The 14,501-nt window shown below is 44.4% G+C and carries 9 protein-coding genes, 1 tRNA gene and 1 pseudogene; 9 read left to right on the top strand and 2 right to left on the bottom strand.

Going from position 1 to position 14,501, the window contains the following annotated elements; translation table 11 throughout:
* Both ICL80_RS13210 and ICL80_RS13205 read left to right on the top strand, forming a co-directional pair.
* Window positions 1-1,146 (top strand): acyl-CoA dehydrogenase family protein, encoded by a 1,146-nt coding sequence (locus ICL80_RS13210; protein ID WP_194212999.1) that lies wholly within the window; start codon window positions 1-3, stop codon window positions 1,144-1,146.
* A 157-nt stretch (window positions 1,147-1,303) separates the two neighbouring features.
* A complete protein-coding gene (locus tag ICL80_RS13205; protein WP_194212997.1) occupies window positions 1,304-3,550 on the top strand; it encodes a TonB-dependent receptor in 2,247 nt (748 codons plus the stop codon).
* 264 nt (window positions 3,551-3,814) lie between these two features.
* On the opposite strand, the gene ICL80_RS13200 is transcribed toward ICL80_RS13205, so the two are convergent.
* Window positions 3,815-3,890: transfer RNA gene (locus tag ICL80_RS13200), tRNA-Thr, on the bottom strand.
* Between the two features lie 384 nt (window positions 3,891-4,274).
* Between ICL80_RS13200 and ICL80_RS13195 the strand changes: the two genes are divergently transcribed.
* The 3 genes from ICL80_RS13195 (at window position 4,275) to ICL80_RS13185 (ending at window position 9,569) form a co-directional block, all read left to right on the top strand.
* Window positions 4,275-6,140, top strand: coding sequence for a methyl-accepting chemotaxis protein (locus tag ICL80_RS13195; RefSeq protein WP_228073531.1), 1,866 nt, complete (start codon window positions 4,275-4,277; stop codon window positions 6,138-6,140).
* Window positions 6,141-6,401: 261 nt separating this feature from the next.
* A complete protein-coding gene (locus ICL80_RS13190) occupies window positions 6,402-8,249 on the top strand; it encodes an SLC13 family permease (RefSeq protein WP_228073529.1) in 1,848 nt (615 codons plus the stop codon).
* A gap of 84 nt (window positions 8,250-8,333) precedes the next feature.
* Entirely contained in the window at window positions 8,334-9,569 is a 1,236-nt protein-coding gene (locus ICL80_RS13185) for an aminotransferase class V-fold PLP-dependent enzyme (protein WP_194212996.1), read from the top strand.
* A 3-nt stretch (window positions 9,570-9,572) separates the two neighbouring features.
* Here the strand turns inward: ICL80_RS13185 and ICL80_RS13180 are convergent, their stop codons facing one another.
* Window positions 9,573-10,523 carry an AraC family transcriptional regulator gene (locus ICL80_RS13180; protein ID WP_228073527.1) on the bottom strand — a complete coding sequence of 317 codons (951 nt, stop codon included), beginning with the start codon at window positions 10,521-10,523 and terminating at the stop codon, window positions 9,573-9,575.
* 126 nt (window positions 10,524-10,649) lie between these two features.
* Here ICL80_RS13180 and ICL80_RS13175 point away from each other — a divergent pair.
* The 4 genes and pseudogenes from ICL80_RS13175 to ICL80_RS13160 all read left to right on the top strand — a co-directional run bounded on the left by ICL80_RS13175 (window position 10,650) and on the right by ICL80_RS13160 (window position 14,500).
* Window positions 10,650-11,425 (top strand): annotated as a pseudogene (locus ICL80_RS13175) (SDR family NAD(P)-dependent oxidoreductase).
* A 246-nt stretch (window positions 11,426-11,671) separates the two neighbouring features.
* Window positions 11,672-12,325 (top strand): penicillin-binding protein activator LpoB, encoded by a 654-nt coding sequence (locus ICL80_RS13170; protein WP_228073525.1) that lies wholly within the window; start codon window positions 11,672-11,674, stop codon window positions 12,323-12,325.
* 64 nt (window positions 12,326-12,389) lie between these two features.
* Window positions 12,390-14,018 carry a hypothetical protein gene (locus ICL80_RS13165; protein ID WP_194212995.1) on the top strand — a complete coding sequence of 543 codons (1,629 nt, stop codon included), beginning with the start codon at window positions 12,390-12,392 and terminating at the stop codon, window positions 14,016-14,018.
* 2 nt (window positions 14,019-14,020) lie between these two features.
* A complete protein-coding gene (locus ICL80_RS13160) occupies window positions 14,021-14,500 on the top strand; it encodes a putative periplasmic lipoprotein (protein WP_194212994.1) in 480 nt (159 codons plus the stop codon).
* Window position 14,501: the final 1 nt, after the last annotated feature.

The following is a 14,501-nucleotide window of genomic DNA, read 5'->3' as shown; positions in this document are numbered from 1 at the left end:
ATGCAATTAAAGCGCTCTGTTAGTGAAGTTTATGACGATACTCACATGCAATTTCGCGACAGTATTTGTAAGTTTATTGCGGCGGAAATTAGCCCCAATTTGAAACGTTGGCAGGCTGAGGGCATGGTGGATCGTAGCTTTTGGCTTAAATGCGGTGAAGCGGGTATGCTGTGTCCACAAATACCAGAAGAATATGGCGGCCTAGGTCTTGATTTTAGCTATAATGCTGTTGTTGCGGAAGAGTTAGGGTTCGAGAGTTTTCCGCCAGCTGTGCTGGTACATAGCGACATTGTGGCAGATTATATTCTTGAATACGGCACAGAAGAACAAAAAAACCGGTGGTTGCCGGGCATGGTAAGCGGTGCGGCTGTCGGTGCGATTGCGATGACAGAGCCCTCCACTGGCTCTGATTTGCAGGCAATTCGAACATCCGCCAAAAAAAGCGGTAATGGTTTTGTCTTAAATGGCAGCAAAACATACATTACGAACGGCAAGCATGCCGATGTTATTATTGTTGCCGCAAAAACAGACCCATCGGCGGGAGCAAAGGGTGTTAGCCTTTTTCTGGTGGATGCCAGCTTGACGGGCGTTAAAAGCGGCAACCCATTAGAAAAGATTGGGCAACACTGTTCTGACACGTGTGAACTGTTTTTTGAAGATGTCCACGTGGATGAAAGCGATTTGCTTGGGGATGAGGGAAAAGGCTTTGCCAACCTTATGAATCAGTTGCCGCAAGAAAGGCTTTCAATTGCCATTTATGCGCAAGCTTCAGCACAGCGCGCCTTCATGGAAGCGGTTACCTTTACGTCAGAACGCAGTGCATTTGGTAAAAAGGTAATAGAGTTTCAAAACACCAAGTTTGTGCTCGCGGATCTAAAAACAGAATTACAGGTCGGTTGGGCGCATATTGATTGGGCACTGGCCCGCCATGTGAGCGGTAATCTGACAGCAACGGAGGCATCAGCCGCTAAATTATGGCACACTGAATTTCAGTGGAAATGCTGTGACGCCGCCCTTCAGTTGCACGGCGGAGCAGGCTATATGACTGAATATGCGATTGCAGGCCTTTGGAAAGATGCGCGTGTTACCAGAATATTTGGCGGGACTAATGAAATTATGCGCGAAATTATTGGCCGCAGTCTTTGAATATAATATTGGAAATAATGAATTAATCAGCTTTCAGGCGTTTTCCCACCCTACTGGGTGGGGGTTATTTCAATATCTTTGATAACCAGTATATAGCAGAAATATTTGGGGTGAATATTTCTGCGGACAAGGGGATTATCAGGAAGGGGAACGACCAATGAAAGTTTCACAATATGCTGTTCTGGCTGCACTGCCAGCAATGGTACTATCCACCACAGGTACCGCTCAGAGTACAGTAGAACAAAACATTTTTGCGATTGAAGAAATTGTTGTATCAGCGCAGCGCAGGCAGGAATCGATGCAGGATATTCCTGTGGCGGTATCTGCGCTTGATGCCAAACGTATACGTGAAAGTGGTTTTGAAGATATAGAAGACCTATCTGCTGTTGCACCAAATTTGCATATTAGTGCGCTTTGGGGAACATCTAGTCCGAAAATCTTCATGCGGGGTATTGGTAATAATAACTTTAACCAAACCGCAGAAAGCAAAATTGCAGTTTATCTTGATCAGGTTTACCTCTCAGCGCCTTCAGGCCAATTGTTCCAGATGTATGATCTGGAACGAATTGAGGTGCTGCGTGGTCCGCAAGGAACACTGTACGGTAAAAATGCAACTGGCGGTGCTATCTCTGTTTATTCGAAACTGCCTGAAATGGACGGAGAAACAGACGGTTATGTAAGCGCAAGCTACGGTAATTATGATGCCATGAAATTTGAGGGTGCTGCGACAGTGCCCCTTAGTGAAACATTATCGGCACGAGTTGCAGGCACGTACAGCAAGCGGGATGGCTATTTAACTGATGCCAGAAACGGTGAAAAAGTAAACGATATCGATGAATGGGCTGCACGTGGTATTATAAGGTGGCAGCCAAACGCAGATGTTGACCTGAAACTAAACATTCACGGTGGTGGTTCAAGTTCAACACATAATAACAGCGTTCACCGCGGTATTTTTGATCCAGTTGCTCTTGGAAGTGGACAGTTTGTGAAGTTATCTGCAGCTGATATTATTGCGGGTAACGGCGTGGATATCCTTGGCTATCAGGATCCGAATCCAGATCCTTATGTAAATACATATGAGGGTGACACGTTTGCGAAAATTGATTTGGTCGGTGTTTCTCTTGTAGGTGATTTTAGCTTTGGTGATGGTTATACAATCACCACGGTTTCGGGTTTTGAGCAATCAAAACGCCATGTTTTACAGGAAGGTAACGGGGCGCCATCAACGATCTTTACAATCGACTGGGGTCCATCAACCTTCCGTTCTTATTCTCAGGAAATTCGCCTCAGTTCACCGGATGATGGTGCCTTTTCTTGGCTGATTGGTGCGTTTGCATTCACGGAAAAGGGTGACGTAAACAACTTCTATAACATGGCATCGGTTAATTTTGCGCTTGGGTTTGATGCTTTTAATCAGTTCTATGTTCAGCATACAGATACCTATGCTGCTTTTGCGCAGGGCTCATACGACATAACTGACAAGTTTACCCTGACACTTGGTGGTAGGATTAACTATGAGAAGCGGGATGTTGACCATCAGTCTTATGCGACAGATTCAGCCCGTACATCAGTTTTCCCTGGGCCGCTTTTTGATGTTCAGCTAGAGGAAAGCTGGTCAGAATGGTCAGGTCGTGCAGCGCTTGATTATAAAATTAGTGATGACATTTTGGCCTTCATTAGCATGAACCGTGGTTTTACAAGCGGCGGCTTTAATACGGGTGCTTTTAATGACCCGCTTGGGGCTGCTGAAATTTATAACCCTGAAGTTATTCTAAGCTATGAAGCGGGCCTGAAGACAACGCTCCTAAATAAGCGAGTTAGGTTTAACACAACGGCATTTCTTTATGATTATAGTGACCTGCAGGTGTTTACTTTCAACGCCGCTGGTCAGCAATTTATTGAAAATGCATCAGACGCTGAGGTAAAAGGCCTTGAGTTTGAATTACAGGCACTGGTAACACAAAATCTTGAAATTGGTGTTAGTGCTGGTTTCCTTGATAGCGAATATAAAAACTTTACCCGGGCAAATGGCGCCACGGTTGAGGATTTGAGCGGGAATAAGCTAATTGGGGCACCGTCTACGCAGCTTAATTTAGTGGCGACGTATACTCTGCCAACAGAGATAGGTGATTTTGCACTGCGGGGTGACTTTAGTTACACAAGCAATCGTTACTATGACGAACGTGAGCTAGACGAAATCAGTAGTGAAGGTGCAACGACAAACCTTAATGCCAGTTTGAAATGGACCAGCAAGGGCGAAAACATAGAAGCATCCCTTTGGGCACGAAACCTAACCAACGAGGTGAATATTATTGATGTTGTTGAGGTTGGGCTCTTTGGCTACCAGAACGTTTGGTATAATACACCGCGTACTTACGGTATTTCTCTCTCGTATATGTTCTAATCTACATTAGGGCGCATCAATTGAACGATGATTGGTTCAGTTGGTGCGTCTTTGTATTATTTTACTGAGAATTGTTGGATTACATGTTGATGCTGGCTGTTGTAGCTCACTATCAGTCCCTCTATGTTATGTGACGTGAAACTTTATTTGATAATAAGTTCTCACCAGAGGCTATTCTTCTCGTTATGATGATGTATGTGCCCATGCGGTTGCATATAATATGCACTGGGTAACTCTTAACCATTTAATTTCAAAAGCTAAAAGTGGTGCCGGCACCAAGAATCGAACTCGGGACCTGATGATTACAAATCAACTGCTCTACCATCTGAGCTATGCCGGCATTTCCACATTTGGAAACTGGTACCCTTGGGGTCGGGCTTGGATATAATGCGATCATTCCTGTGGCGCAAGAGAAAAAATGACAGTTTGGAAATTTTTTATACTTCTGCAGGTTTCTATGCTGTTGTGTGCTGTTTTTCTTTTCAAGAAAAGGCAAGCTTAATCATGTACTCACGTTTTCAAGTTCTTATAAATTTCACTAAGGCTTTGATGAATAAATATAATGCAAATATTTAAGATGTAATAATACGTTGTTTTTTTAGGCTCGCAAAGTAAAGCCGAATCTATTATTTTATATACCAACCATTTAGACATGATAGTTGCGGGGGTGGTGAGGGTATAAGTAAAGGTGTTCGGTTTTATCTGGACAGTAAGGAAGTTTTTTATGCTTGATATTTTAAGATCCGCTTCATCAGCCAACAAAAAAACTGATGCGGTTCTAGATGCTTTGTCCCGTTCTCAGGCCATGATAGAGTTTACTGTTGATGGTATTATTCTAAATGCCAACCAGGTTTTTTTGGATGTTTTTGGCTATAAATTAGAAGAGTTAAAAGACCGCCATCATGGCTTGTTTGTCGAAAAAGCATATTTAGAAGATCCTGCTTATAAGGCATTTTGGGCTGCACTTAAAAGAGGTGAGCCTCAATCAGCCACTTTTAAACGACTGACTAAATGTGGGGCTCCTCTTTGGTTGCAGGCAATTTATGTACCTGTATTTGGGCGAGGAGGGGCAGTAAACAAAGTTGTGAAGTTCGCTACAGATATTACTAGTACACAGGCCATGAGCGTGGATGCAGGTGGTAAGCTGGCTGCTCTTAATAAAGCTTGGGCAGTTATAGAGTTTGAACTGGACGGCACCATCATTACAGCCAATGATAACTTTTTGAGGGCCGTAGGCTATTCGCTTGATGAAGTGAAAGGTCGGCACCACAGCTTGTTTGTGGATAAGGGTTATAGTCAGACTGCAGAGTACCAAGACTTTTGGCAAACTTTACGAAGTGGTCACTACTTTAGTAGTGAATATAATCGAATAGCAAAAGGAGGGCGCAGTGTTTGGTTGCAGGCCAGTTATAACCCTATTTTTGATCATGACGGTAAGCCAGTCAAGGTAGTTAAGTTTGCGGTAGATATTACGGAACAGAAGCTAAAAAGTGCTGAATTTGAAGGTAAGGTTGAGGCGCTGGACAAGGCTCAGGCTTCTATTGAGTTTAATCCTGACGGGACCATCATTACAGCTAATGATAATTTTCTAAAGGCCGTGGGCTATTCGCTTGATGAAGTGCGCGGCAAGCACCACAGCATGTTTGTGGAAGCAAGCTACAGTCAAACTGAGGCTTATCAAGAATTTTGGGAAACCTTAAGGGGCGGTAAATACCTGAGTGGTGAATATAAACGCAGCGGCAAAGGCGGCAAAGAGGTTTGGTTACAAGCAACATATAACCCCATCATAGGCCCTGATGGTAAGCCTTTTAAGGTTGTCAAATTTGCAAGTAACATAACAGATATGGTAAAAGTGCGTGCTGAGCAGGAGCGTGTAGCCGCGCTGGTTGACCAAAATCTTGCTAAAATATTGGATATCATTGTTAATGTTAACAGCAAAACGCGCACGGCGGTTGGTGCTTCTGAACAGACAGATATGGTTGTGCAGACTGTAGCCTCTGCAGCAGAGGAACTGAATGTTTCTATACAAGAAATTGCGCAAAGTGTTTCTTATGCCCGGACATCAGCTGAGAAAACTTTTGGTGAAACCGAAGCTGCAGGGAAATCCACACACGAATTGACAGTGGCAGCAGAAGCTATGAACAAGATTGTGACTTTGATTGACGATATTGCCTCGCAGATTAATTTGTTAGCGCTTAATGCTACGATAGAGTCTGCTCGGGCAGGTGAGGCTGGCAAAGGTTTTGCTGTGGTGGCAAGTGAAGTGAAAAACCTTGCAAACCAGGTGGGGCAGGCAACTAATCAGATATCCGACGAGATTGCCAGAATGCAAAATGTGTCTTCGGAGGTTGTGGATCGGCTTGGGGCAATTAAGCATGCTGTGAGCGAACTGCAGGACAGCGTTGTTGGTATTGCGAGTGCTGTTGAAGAGCAAAGTTCTGTTTCGAATGAAATATCAGGGAATATGCAAACAGCATCAGGCGCTGTTGCCGAGGTAAGCCAAAGCTTAACAGAGCTCTCAGGCGATGTTGCTGAGGCAAATACACAAGCACAGGAAAGCATTGATCTGTACCGTAGCTTGCAGCGATAAGGCCGCTCCAGTGAGCTGCAGGTTTGATTTTTATAGAGCTTTCACTTGTGGCTTATCTTTCTTTAACCAACAGGCATTCTAAGACCTTTTATATATCCTATATTTGCCGCCCCCTGCAGGGGGCGGGCCAATGTCTGGTTTGAATTTTTCATTTATAAATTCTATATCCCTATTGACTTAGTAGTTATATAGCATAATGTCGCACTGAATGCTCAAGGTGGCACGCATGGAATTGCATTCTGGGCGCTGAGAGCAGATGGTGTGGAAAATATTCGCATGCTATATTATGGCAGAGAGTATCTGGCGTTGGGCAATATTATGGAAAATGTAACAATTGATATTATAATTGTTTTAGTGCTCGTTTGTGTTGTGTTTTTTGGATTTATCCGTGAAAAATTGACGCCTGATGTGGTGGCAATGGGTGCCGTTGTTATACTGTTGTTAACCGGCATTCTGGATACATCAGAGCTTTTAAAGGTTTTTAGCAGTAGTGCTCCTGTAACTGTCGGGGCCATGTTTGTATTAAGTGCGGCACTTGATCGTACGGGTGCTATTGACAGCATGGGGCGTATGGTTGCAAAAACTGCCAGCACATCAACCATTCTCGCGACAGGTGCCTTGATGCTGGGAGTGATGGTTTTCTCTGCCTTTATCAATAACACACCTGTTGTTGTTATCTTAACTCCCGTGGTTATTTCACTGGCACGTGCCATGAAAATAGCACCGTCCAAACTGCTGATTCCCTTGTCATTTGCTTGCATATTTGGTGGCACAACAACATTGATAGGTACATCAACCAACATTTTGGTTGATGGTGTAGCACAGAGAAATGGTATCGCCCCATTTGGTGTGTTTGAGATAACCTTGCTTGGTCTGATTATGGGAGGTATTGGCATAAGCTATATGCTCTTTGTGGGCCGCTGGTTACTCCCAAATCGGGAAACACTTGCGTCCATGTTACCAACAGGGCTGGACCGCAAGTTTATGGCAGAAGTTTTGATCCCGCTAAACTCTCCGCTGATTGGGCAAACAATTAAAGCTGCTGGCTTTACAGCAGTACGTGGTTTCCAGGTGATCGACTTGATCAGAGAAGACCTATCCCTACGCTATGATATGGAGGTAACCCCGATCAAGGCGGGTGACAGGCTTGTTATACGCAGCAAAGTGCGGGATATGATTGGCCTCCGTGAAGCGGGCGATGTCGCCTTTGGTGGTAAGGGAAAAGCACACCCGATTGAACCAATCGCGACAAAGGAAACAACCATAGTTGAGAGTATTGTTGGCCCTGATTCTGCGTCGATTGGTCGGCGGGTTAAGGACTTGGGCTGGCGCCGTACATATGGTGTTTATGTGCTTGCGATCCACCGGCACGGCCAAAACCTTGGCCTGGACTTTGCTGATGTGCGCCTACGTGTTGGCGATTCTTTGCTCATTGAAGGCACGGCTGGTGGTATCAATAGGCTTTTTGATAGCGGTGAAATTATCAATCTTTCCACACCAACGGAACGGCCGTATCGCCGCACAAAGGCACCAATTGCGTTTGGTGCGGTTTTACTGGTTATGGGCTTGGCAGCGTTTGAAGTGTTGCCGATTGCCGGTCTCGCTATTATAGCGGCGGTTATGGTTGTGTTGCTTGGCTGCCTTGAATCAGATGAAGCTTACGGTGCCATCCAGTGGAATATATTGTTTCTTATCTTTGGGATGCTTGCACTTGGTACTGCTATGGAAAAAACCGGTACCGCCAAACTGGTTGTTGATGGATTTGCCGGCCTGATTGGCGGCCTTGGTCCTGTCGCGGTTTTATCGGCTGTTTATCTCATAACCTCAATGCTGACAGAGGTTATGAGTAATAACGCAGCAGCCATTCTCATAACACCTCTTGCTATTGGGCTTGCTCATCAGCTTGGTGTGGACCCACGCCCCTTCGTGGTGGCGGTTATGTTTGCGGCGAGTGCCAGTTTTGCAACGCCTATTGGATACCAAACCAATACATTTGTTTATAATGCTGGTGGTTACAAGTTTATGGATTTTGTGAAAATAGGTGTGCCGCTGAACATTATTTTTTGGATCGCTGCAACGGTATTTATTCCTATGTTATGGCCACTGTGATCAATGTTGCAATCTGTGTTGTAGTAGCATTTACATCTGGTTAATTTTACTCTTAATGCCAATTATCATATAAAGGGATGTCTTATGCCTACACTTGATTTGGATTTTGTTCGCCAGCAATTCCCCGCTTTTGCCGAGCCAAGTTTGCAAGGAACTGCTTTCTTTGAGAATGCTGGCGGCTCCTATATGTGCAAGCAGGTAATGGGCCGGTTTGAAACCTATTTTCGCCAGCTTAAATTGCAGCCTTATTACCCCAATTCTGCGTCATCTAAGGCGGGTGACTGGATGGATGAAGGCTATAGTGCTTTGGCTCCATGGCTTAATGTTTCAGCGGACGATATTTATTTCGGACCTTCAACATCACAGAACACTTATGTGCTGGCGAATGCTGTGCATCGATGGTTACAGCCAGGTGATGAAATTATTGTTACTAATCAGGATCACGAGGCCAATTCTGGCGTTTGGCGCCGGCTTGCTGACCGCGGGGTGATTGTGCGCGAATGGCAGGTAAACCCAGAGAATGGTAAGCTTGATGTTAAGGCACTAGAGAATATCTTTACAAGTAAATCCAAGCTGCTGGTCTTTCCGCATTGCTCTAATATTCTGGGTGAAATTAACCCGGTTGCTGAAATTTGCCGTCTAGCGCGAGCCTATGGCATTCGAACTATTGTGGATGGCGTTTCATTTGCGGGCCACGGTTTACCTGATTTTAAAAAGCTAGGGGCTGATATCTATCTCTTTTCACTCTATAAAGTTTATGGCCCACACCAGGGTGTGATGGTTATTGGTAGAGACATGGCTGAGCTGCTTGGTAATGAGGGGCATTTTTTTAATGCAGACATTCGAGAAAAGCGCCTGATGCCAGCTGGGCCGGACCATGCGCAAATAGCTGCCACAAAAGGGGTGGCAGATTATTTTGAAAGTCTTTACGTGCACCATTTTGGGTTGAAAGGTATGACTAGCCCTGAACAGAAGGCAACTGCGGTAAGGTCTTTGTTACATGATGCAGAGGCGAGCCTTTTAGCGCCGCTTATAGAATATCTAAACCAGCATCCATCTGTCCGTGTTATTGGTCCTGAGGGTACAGAAGGCCGAGCGCCGACAGTATCTATAACGGTGCAAGGGTATGAACCCCTGCAATTGGCTGAAAAGCTTGGCTTGGAAGGGTTTTTCTGTGGGGCAGGGCACTTTTATTCGTATCGTCTTCTTAAAGCGTTGAATATCGACCCATCATTAGGTGTTTTAAGGTTTTCAATGGTTCATTATACATCAGCAAATGATGTGGCACAGCTTATTGATGCTCTTGATAGGCTTATCTAGGTGTTATTCCGCGAGAGCCATTTGCTCTAAAGGCTTGCCTTTAATAGTGTTAATGTCTTTCATTGGAGGGGCACCGAACATGCGGGCATATTCGCGGCTAAACTGCGACGTGCTTTCATAGCCTACACTGTAAGCTGCACTAGCAGCGTCTGTATCATTCACGAGCATGATGCGCCGCGCTTCTGTCAGGCGCAAGCGCTTCTGGTATTGCAGCGGGCTCATGGCCGTAATGCTTTTAAAATGGTTATGAAAAGAGGACAGGCTCATTTTTGCAGTAGCTGCCATATCTTCAATTCTAATTTGTTTTGTAAAGTTTTCTTTCAGTAATTGAATAACGCTGGATATGCGCTGAATATTACTACCATTCAGGGTGAGTTGGGCAATTTCGTTACCGTATGGGCTGTTTAATAAGCGATAATATATTTCACGCAGGGCAAGTGGTGCCAGAACAGGTATATCTGCCGGGGTTTCAAGTAGCTTTACAAGCCTGAGGACGCTGTCTGCCATGGCATTGTCTGTATTGCCAACAAACAAACCTCTGCATGTATTAGCAGATGGCTTCAGGGTGGCTTGAGAGACTAAATCCCCAATTTGGTGGGGGTCTATATCAATTTGGAGGGACAAATAAGGTTTTTCGATGCTTGTTTTTGTGATCTGGCCAATAATAGGCAGATCAACAGATACAACAAGATACTGCGATGGACCGTAGCTAAAGGCTTCAGCGCCGAGTGAGACAGACTTTTCCCCTTGCGCAATGATACAGAGCGACGGGTTGTAAATCGTTGGCATCTTGATATTGGCAGAAAGCATTTTGATCAGGCGGAGTGATGGTATTTCAGTTTGATAGACACTGTCTGTAATGGAGTATTTTTCAATCAGCTGTGTTAGGTCGTTTTGAGCCATTTTGGGAATTTCCAGCATTTTCAAGGGTAATTTATAACTATTATATATCATTGAATATATCCGAAATCTTTCATTTGTTATTTATTTGTAGAAATAGGCAATGCATGGAAAGCTTTGTGTATTTATCTGCAAGGAGTGGGCTACGATGCTAGAGGCATGACCTTAAAGGAGAATGTCATGCACCAAAAAAAGCACACAGTAAGGAAAATTGTTGTTATCACTGGGGGAAGCCGTGGTCTAGGCCGGAGTATGGCGCTGCATCTCGCCAGTAAAGGCATTGATAGCATTATTACATATCACAGTAACAAAAAGAGGCTGATGCGACGGCTTTGGCTGTTCGCGGGATGGGCTGCAAGGCTGGTGTTTTACAGCTAGATGTTGCCAAGCAAGCTTCCTTTGTTGCTTTTGCTGATGCTTTAAAGACTGTTCTACATGAAACTTGGGGCAGGGACACATTTGATTATCTGGTGAATAATGCGGGTGCTGGGGTTAATGTACCGTATGTTGACACATCGGTAGAGCAGTTTGATATGATGATGAATATACATATGAAAGGGCCATTTTTTCTTTCTCAGTCTTTATTACCGCTTATCACAAATGGCGGCAGTATTTTAAATGTTTCCTCAGGCCTTACAAGGTTTAGCATGCCGGGGTATGCGGCTTATGCTGCAATGAAAGGCGCTGTTGAAGTGATGACACGCTATATGGCCAAAGAGCTTGGCAGCCGCAATATAACAGTGAATGTCGTAGCGCCTGGTGCGATTGAAACAGATTTTGGCGGCGGTGTTGTACGTGATAATAAACTTATGAACCAAGCGATAGCACAGCAAACAGCCTTGGGTCGTGTTGGTCTACCAGATGATATTGGCAAGGTGGTCAGTGCCTTTTTGTCTGGCGATAACCGCTGGATCAATGGTCAACGCCTTGAGGCTTCTGGTGGCATGTTCCTGTAATGCACTCTTGACGTAAATACACAGCCTAAAGGGATAGTAATAGCATGCTATTCCTTTTGTGGGGGCTTGTATAATAACAGGATATGGTGGTCGGCATGAATATTTAAAATTGTATTTAAATTATCTTGACCAAGGAATTTTAATAGCTGCATATTACCTTAAGTGTATTTTTGAATCTTTAAATTGTTATTTTACAGTGCGATCAACTATAAAACCTAGCTTTATAGTTGATGGATGGGGGTGAATATGATGGGTAGTTTCTTTTCAATTAATCGAGGCAAGCAAGCTTTACTTATTATTGGGGCGAGCGCAGGTCTTGTTGCGTGCGGACCAGCAGTAAACAATTCTCCTGGAGTTGCAACGACTGTTCAGGACCCAAGTCGTCAAGGCGCAGTTTCTGGGATCGGAATTGAGGGGCAAGATATTCAGGCAATGACAGACCAAATGGTACGAGATATGCTCTCTAATCCAATGTTGGCTAATGCCGCAAATCCACCGCAGGTTATTATTGATAGTGGTTTTTTTGTGAATGACAGCACGCAGCGTATGAATAAGGACCTGATTACAAACCGTTTGCGAGTGAACCTTAATAGAGCATCGCTTGGGCGCATGGTTTTTGTTGGTCGTAATTATGCTAATATGGTCGAGCAAGAGCGTAACCTGAAACGTGATGGTGTTGTAGATACTGGTACGCAGGGCACAACCGCAGCTCAAGCGGGTGGAGATTATCGCTTGGGCGGAACGATTGCATCGGCTGATAGTAGGGATGCTGCTACTGGGCTGATGCAACGGTATACGCAAATTACTTTTGAAATGGTTGATTTGGAACGGGGGGTTATTGTTTGGAGTGGTATGTACGAGCTATCGAAAGCAGCAGCAGACGATATAGTTTATAGATAGATATAACTTCTTAAACAGCGCCTTATTCGGCGCTGTTTTTCTTTTTACAGATACGGGGGGTCTCATGTTTAATGTAAGAAGTTCTGTGTCTGCAATCGTTATTGCAGCCGCGCTTAGTTCTGTTCCTTTGATGGCAGATGACAGTTTGGAATACTATCATCTACAAAATGATCCTGTTGTTAGCCCTGCAGACCAGAGTAGGGAGCAGTTTTTGTTTGATCATATAGCTAATCTGTCAGCTCGCTTGTCGCAGAAAGATTTATCTAAGGATGAAAAAGTATCCCTAAAATCAGAGCTGAAAGTAGCGAAGTTAGAATATAAATCTCTTTCAAAGGCGAATAAGAAAGCGCTGAAACAAAGAAGAAAGAGTTTGGCAGCTTTACAAAAAAAGCTTGAGAAAGAGTATGGTTTAGGTCCTTACCCATATGAAATTGAAAGATTTTTGGCTGATAAGCCACAGGCATTAATTCCTTTTTATCGTAGCCTTTATATTGAAGGTGAGCGCAATGCTGCACTGAACTTTGACAGGCTTGGGCTTGCTGCGATGGAGGTTGGTCTTTATGATCACGCAGCATGGGCTTTGGATCGCAGTATTGACCGAATTGAATCCATTTATGCGAATAATCCTGAAGCAAAAGCTGCAAAATCAAAGTTTAAGGCTGAAAAAATAAAAGACTTTAAAGGCGAGCCTTATGAGCGCGCTATGGCATATTACTATCGAGGATTACTCTATCTGCGAGAAGGTGATTTTGAAAATGCCCGTGCGGTATTTCGTGCGGGTGAGTATCAGGATACCGTGGCTGATGAGGAAGAGTTTCAAGCGGACTTTGCAGTGTTAAACTATCTCGATGGTTGGTCATTACACTGTCAGGGGCGTGATGCGGCGGAATCATTCCAGCGAGCAGCGGATGTGAATAGCCAGTTATTGCTGCCTGAAGATAGTCATAATACTCTCTTTATCGCAGAGTTGCGGGCAGGGCCTATCAAGTATGGTGAGGGTGAATATAACGAAATACTCAAATTTAAGCCGGATGAGCGCTATGGTGAAACAAGCGCAACTTATGTGATTACCAATAGAACGGGTGCTCAAAAGTCTATCCCTGTAGTGTTAGCTTCAGATTTATATTGGCAGTCTTCTACCAGAGGGGGGCGCCCCATTGATGGTATTTTAGAGGGCAAGGCCCAGTTTAAGAAAACAACAGATACAGTGGGAGATGTTGCGACAACTGTAGGAGCGGCAACCGCTCTGGCTGGTATATATTCAGGGGATAGTGATGCAGCGCTTGCCGGCGCCGGAATTATGCTTATTGGAGGCATATTTAAAGGCATCGCCAATGCATCAAAGCCTGATGCGGATATTCGTATGTGGGATACATTGCCGCAAGATATTCTGGTAGGGTCAGAGGCTTTACATTATATGCCTGATGCTAAAGTTGAGACTATATACTCAGGCCAAAATGGCATGGACATTGCCAATTCTGCCAGTGCTATCATGATAGGGGGTACGCCAGAGTGTGGTGTAGTCTGGAGCAGGTCAAGAAGCGCATTGTCTGTACCAGAATCCAGCCCTGGTGCACGGTATAGTTGGAGCCAAATACGCAAGCAGAAGAAAACCATCCAAGAAAAGGATGTTGCCTTTAGAGGCTGGCTGGCGAATGAAGCACCTAGTGTTATTCAGAAAGCAGGGTTATGAAAATGACGTTCTTAAGAAAGTTTTTATCACGGGTGGTCGTGGTCGGTTTAGTGTTTGGTGGCGCTATTGTACCTTCAGTATCTGCTGATACATTGAAGTGTGATTTTAGGCCGCTTAAAAAGCTGGGGCCACCAAAGCCTGCGCTTGTGACAGATGTGCCTAGTATAATGACACCTGTAGCACTAAATAGCGTACAAATTGTTGACAAAAATATTCGCAAAAAGATTATGCCGCAGGCTGTTTTTGCGCGCATGTCTCCTACAGGGACAGTGGAAGTGATGGCCAGATTGGTGAATTGTACAGATTATGATCAAGAGATTCTTGTTCGTACATCTTTTATGGATTTAAGCCAGATGCCAAGTGAACCAACATCAATATGGAAACGACTGTTCTTGTCGCCAAAATCTACGCAAGTATATACGGAAAAATCCATGTTACCTGATGTTGGGTATTATTTGATAGAAGTTGATGAGGGAGATTAAA

It is taken from the genome of Kordiimonas pumila (genome assembly GCF_015240255.1).
GTDB lineage: Bacteria > Pseudomonadota > Alphaproteobacteria > Sphingomonadales > Kordiimonadaceae > Kordiimonas > Kordiimonas pumila.
Note: the sequence above shows the minus strand (reverse complement) of the source record. Positions and strands in the feature narration are given on the sequence as shown.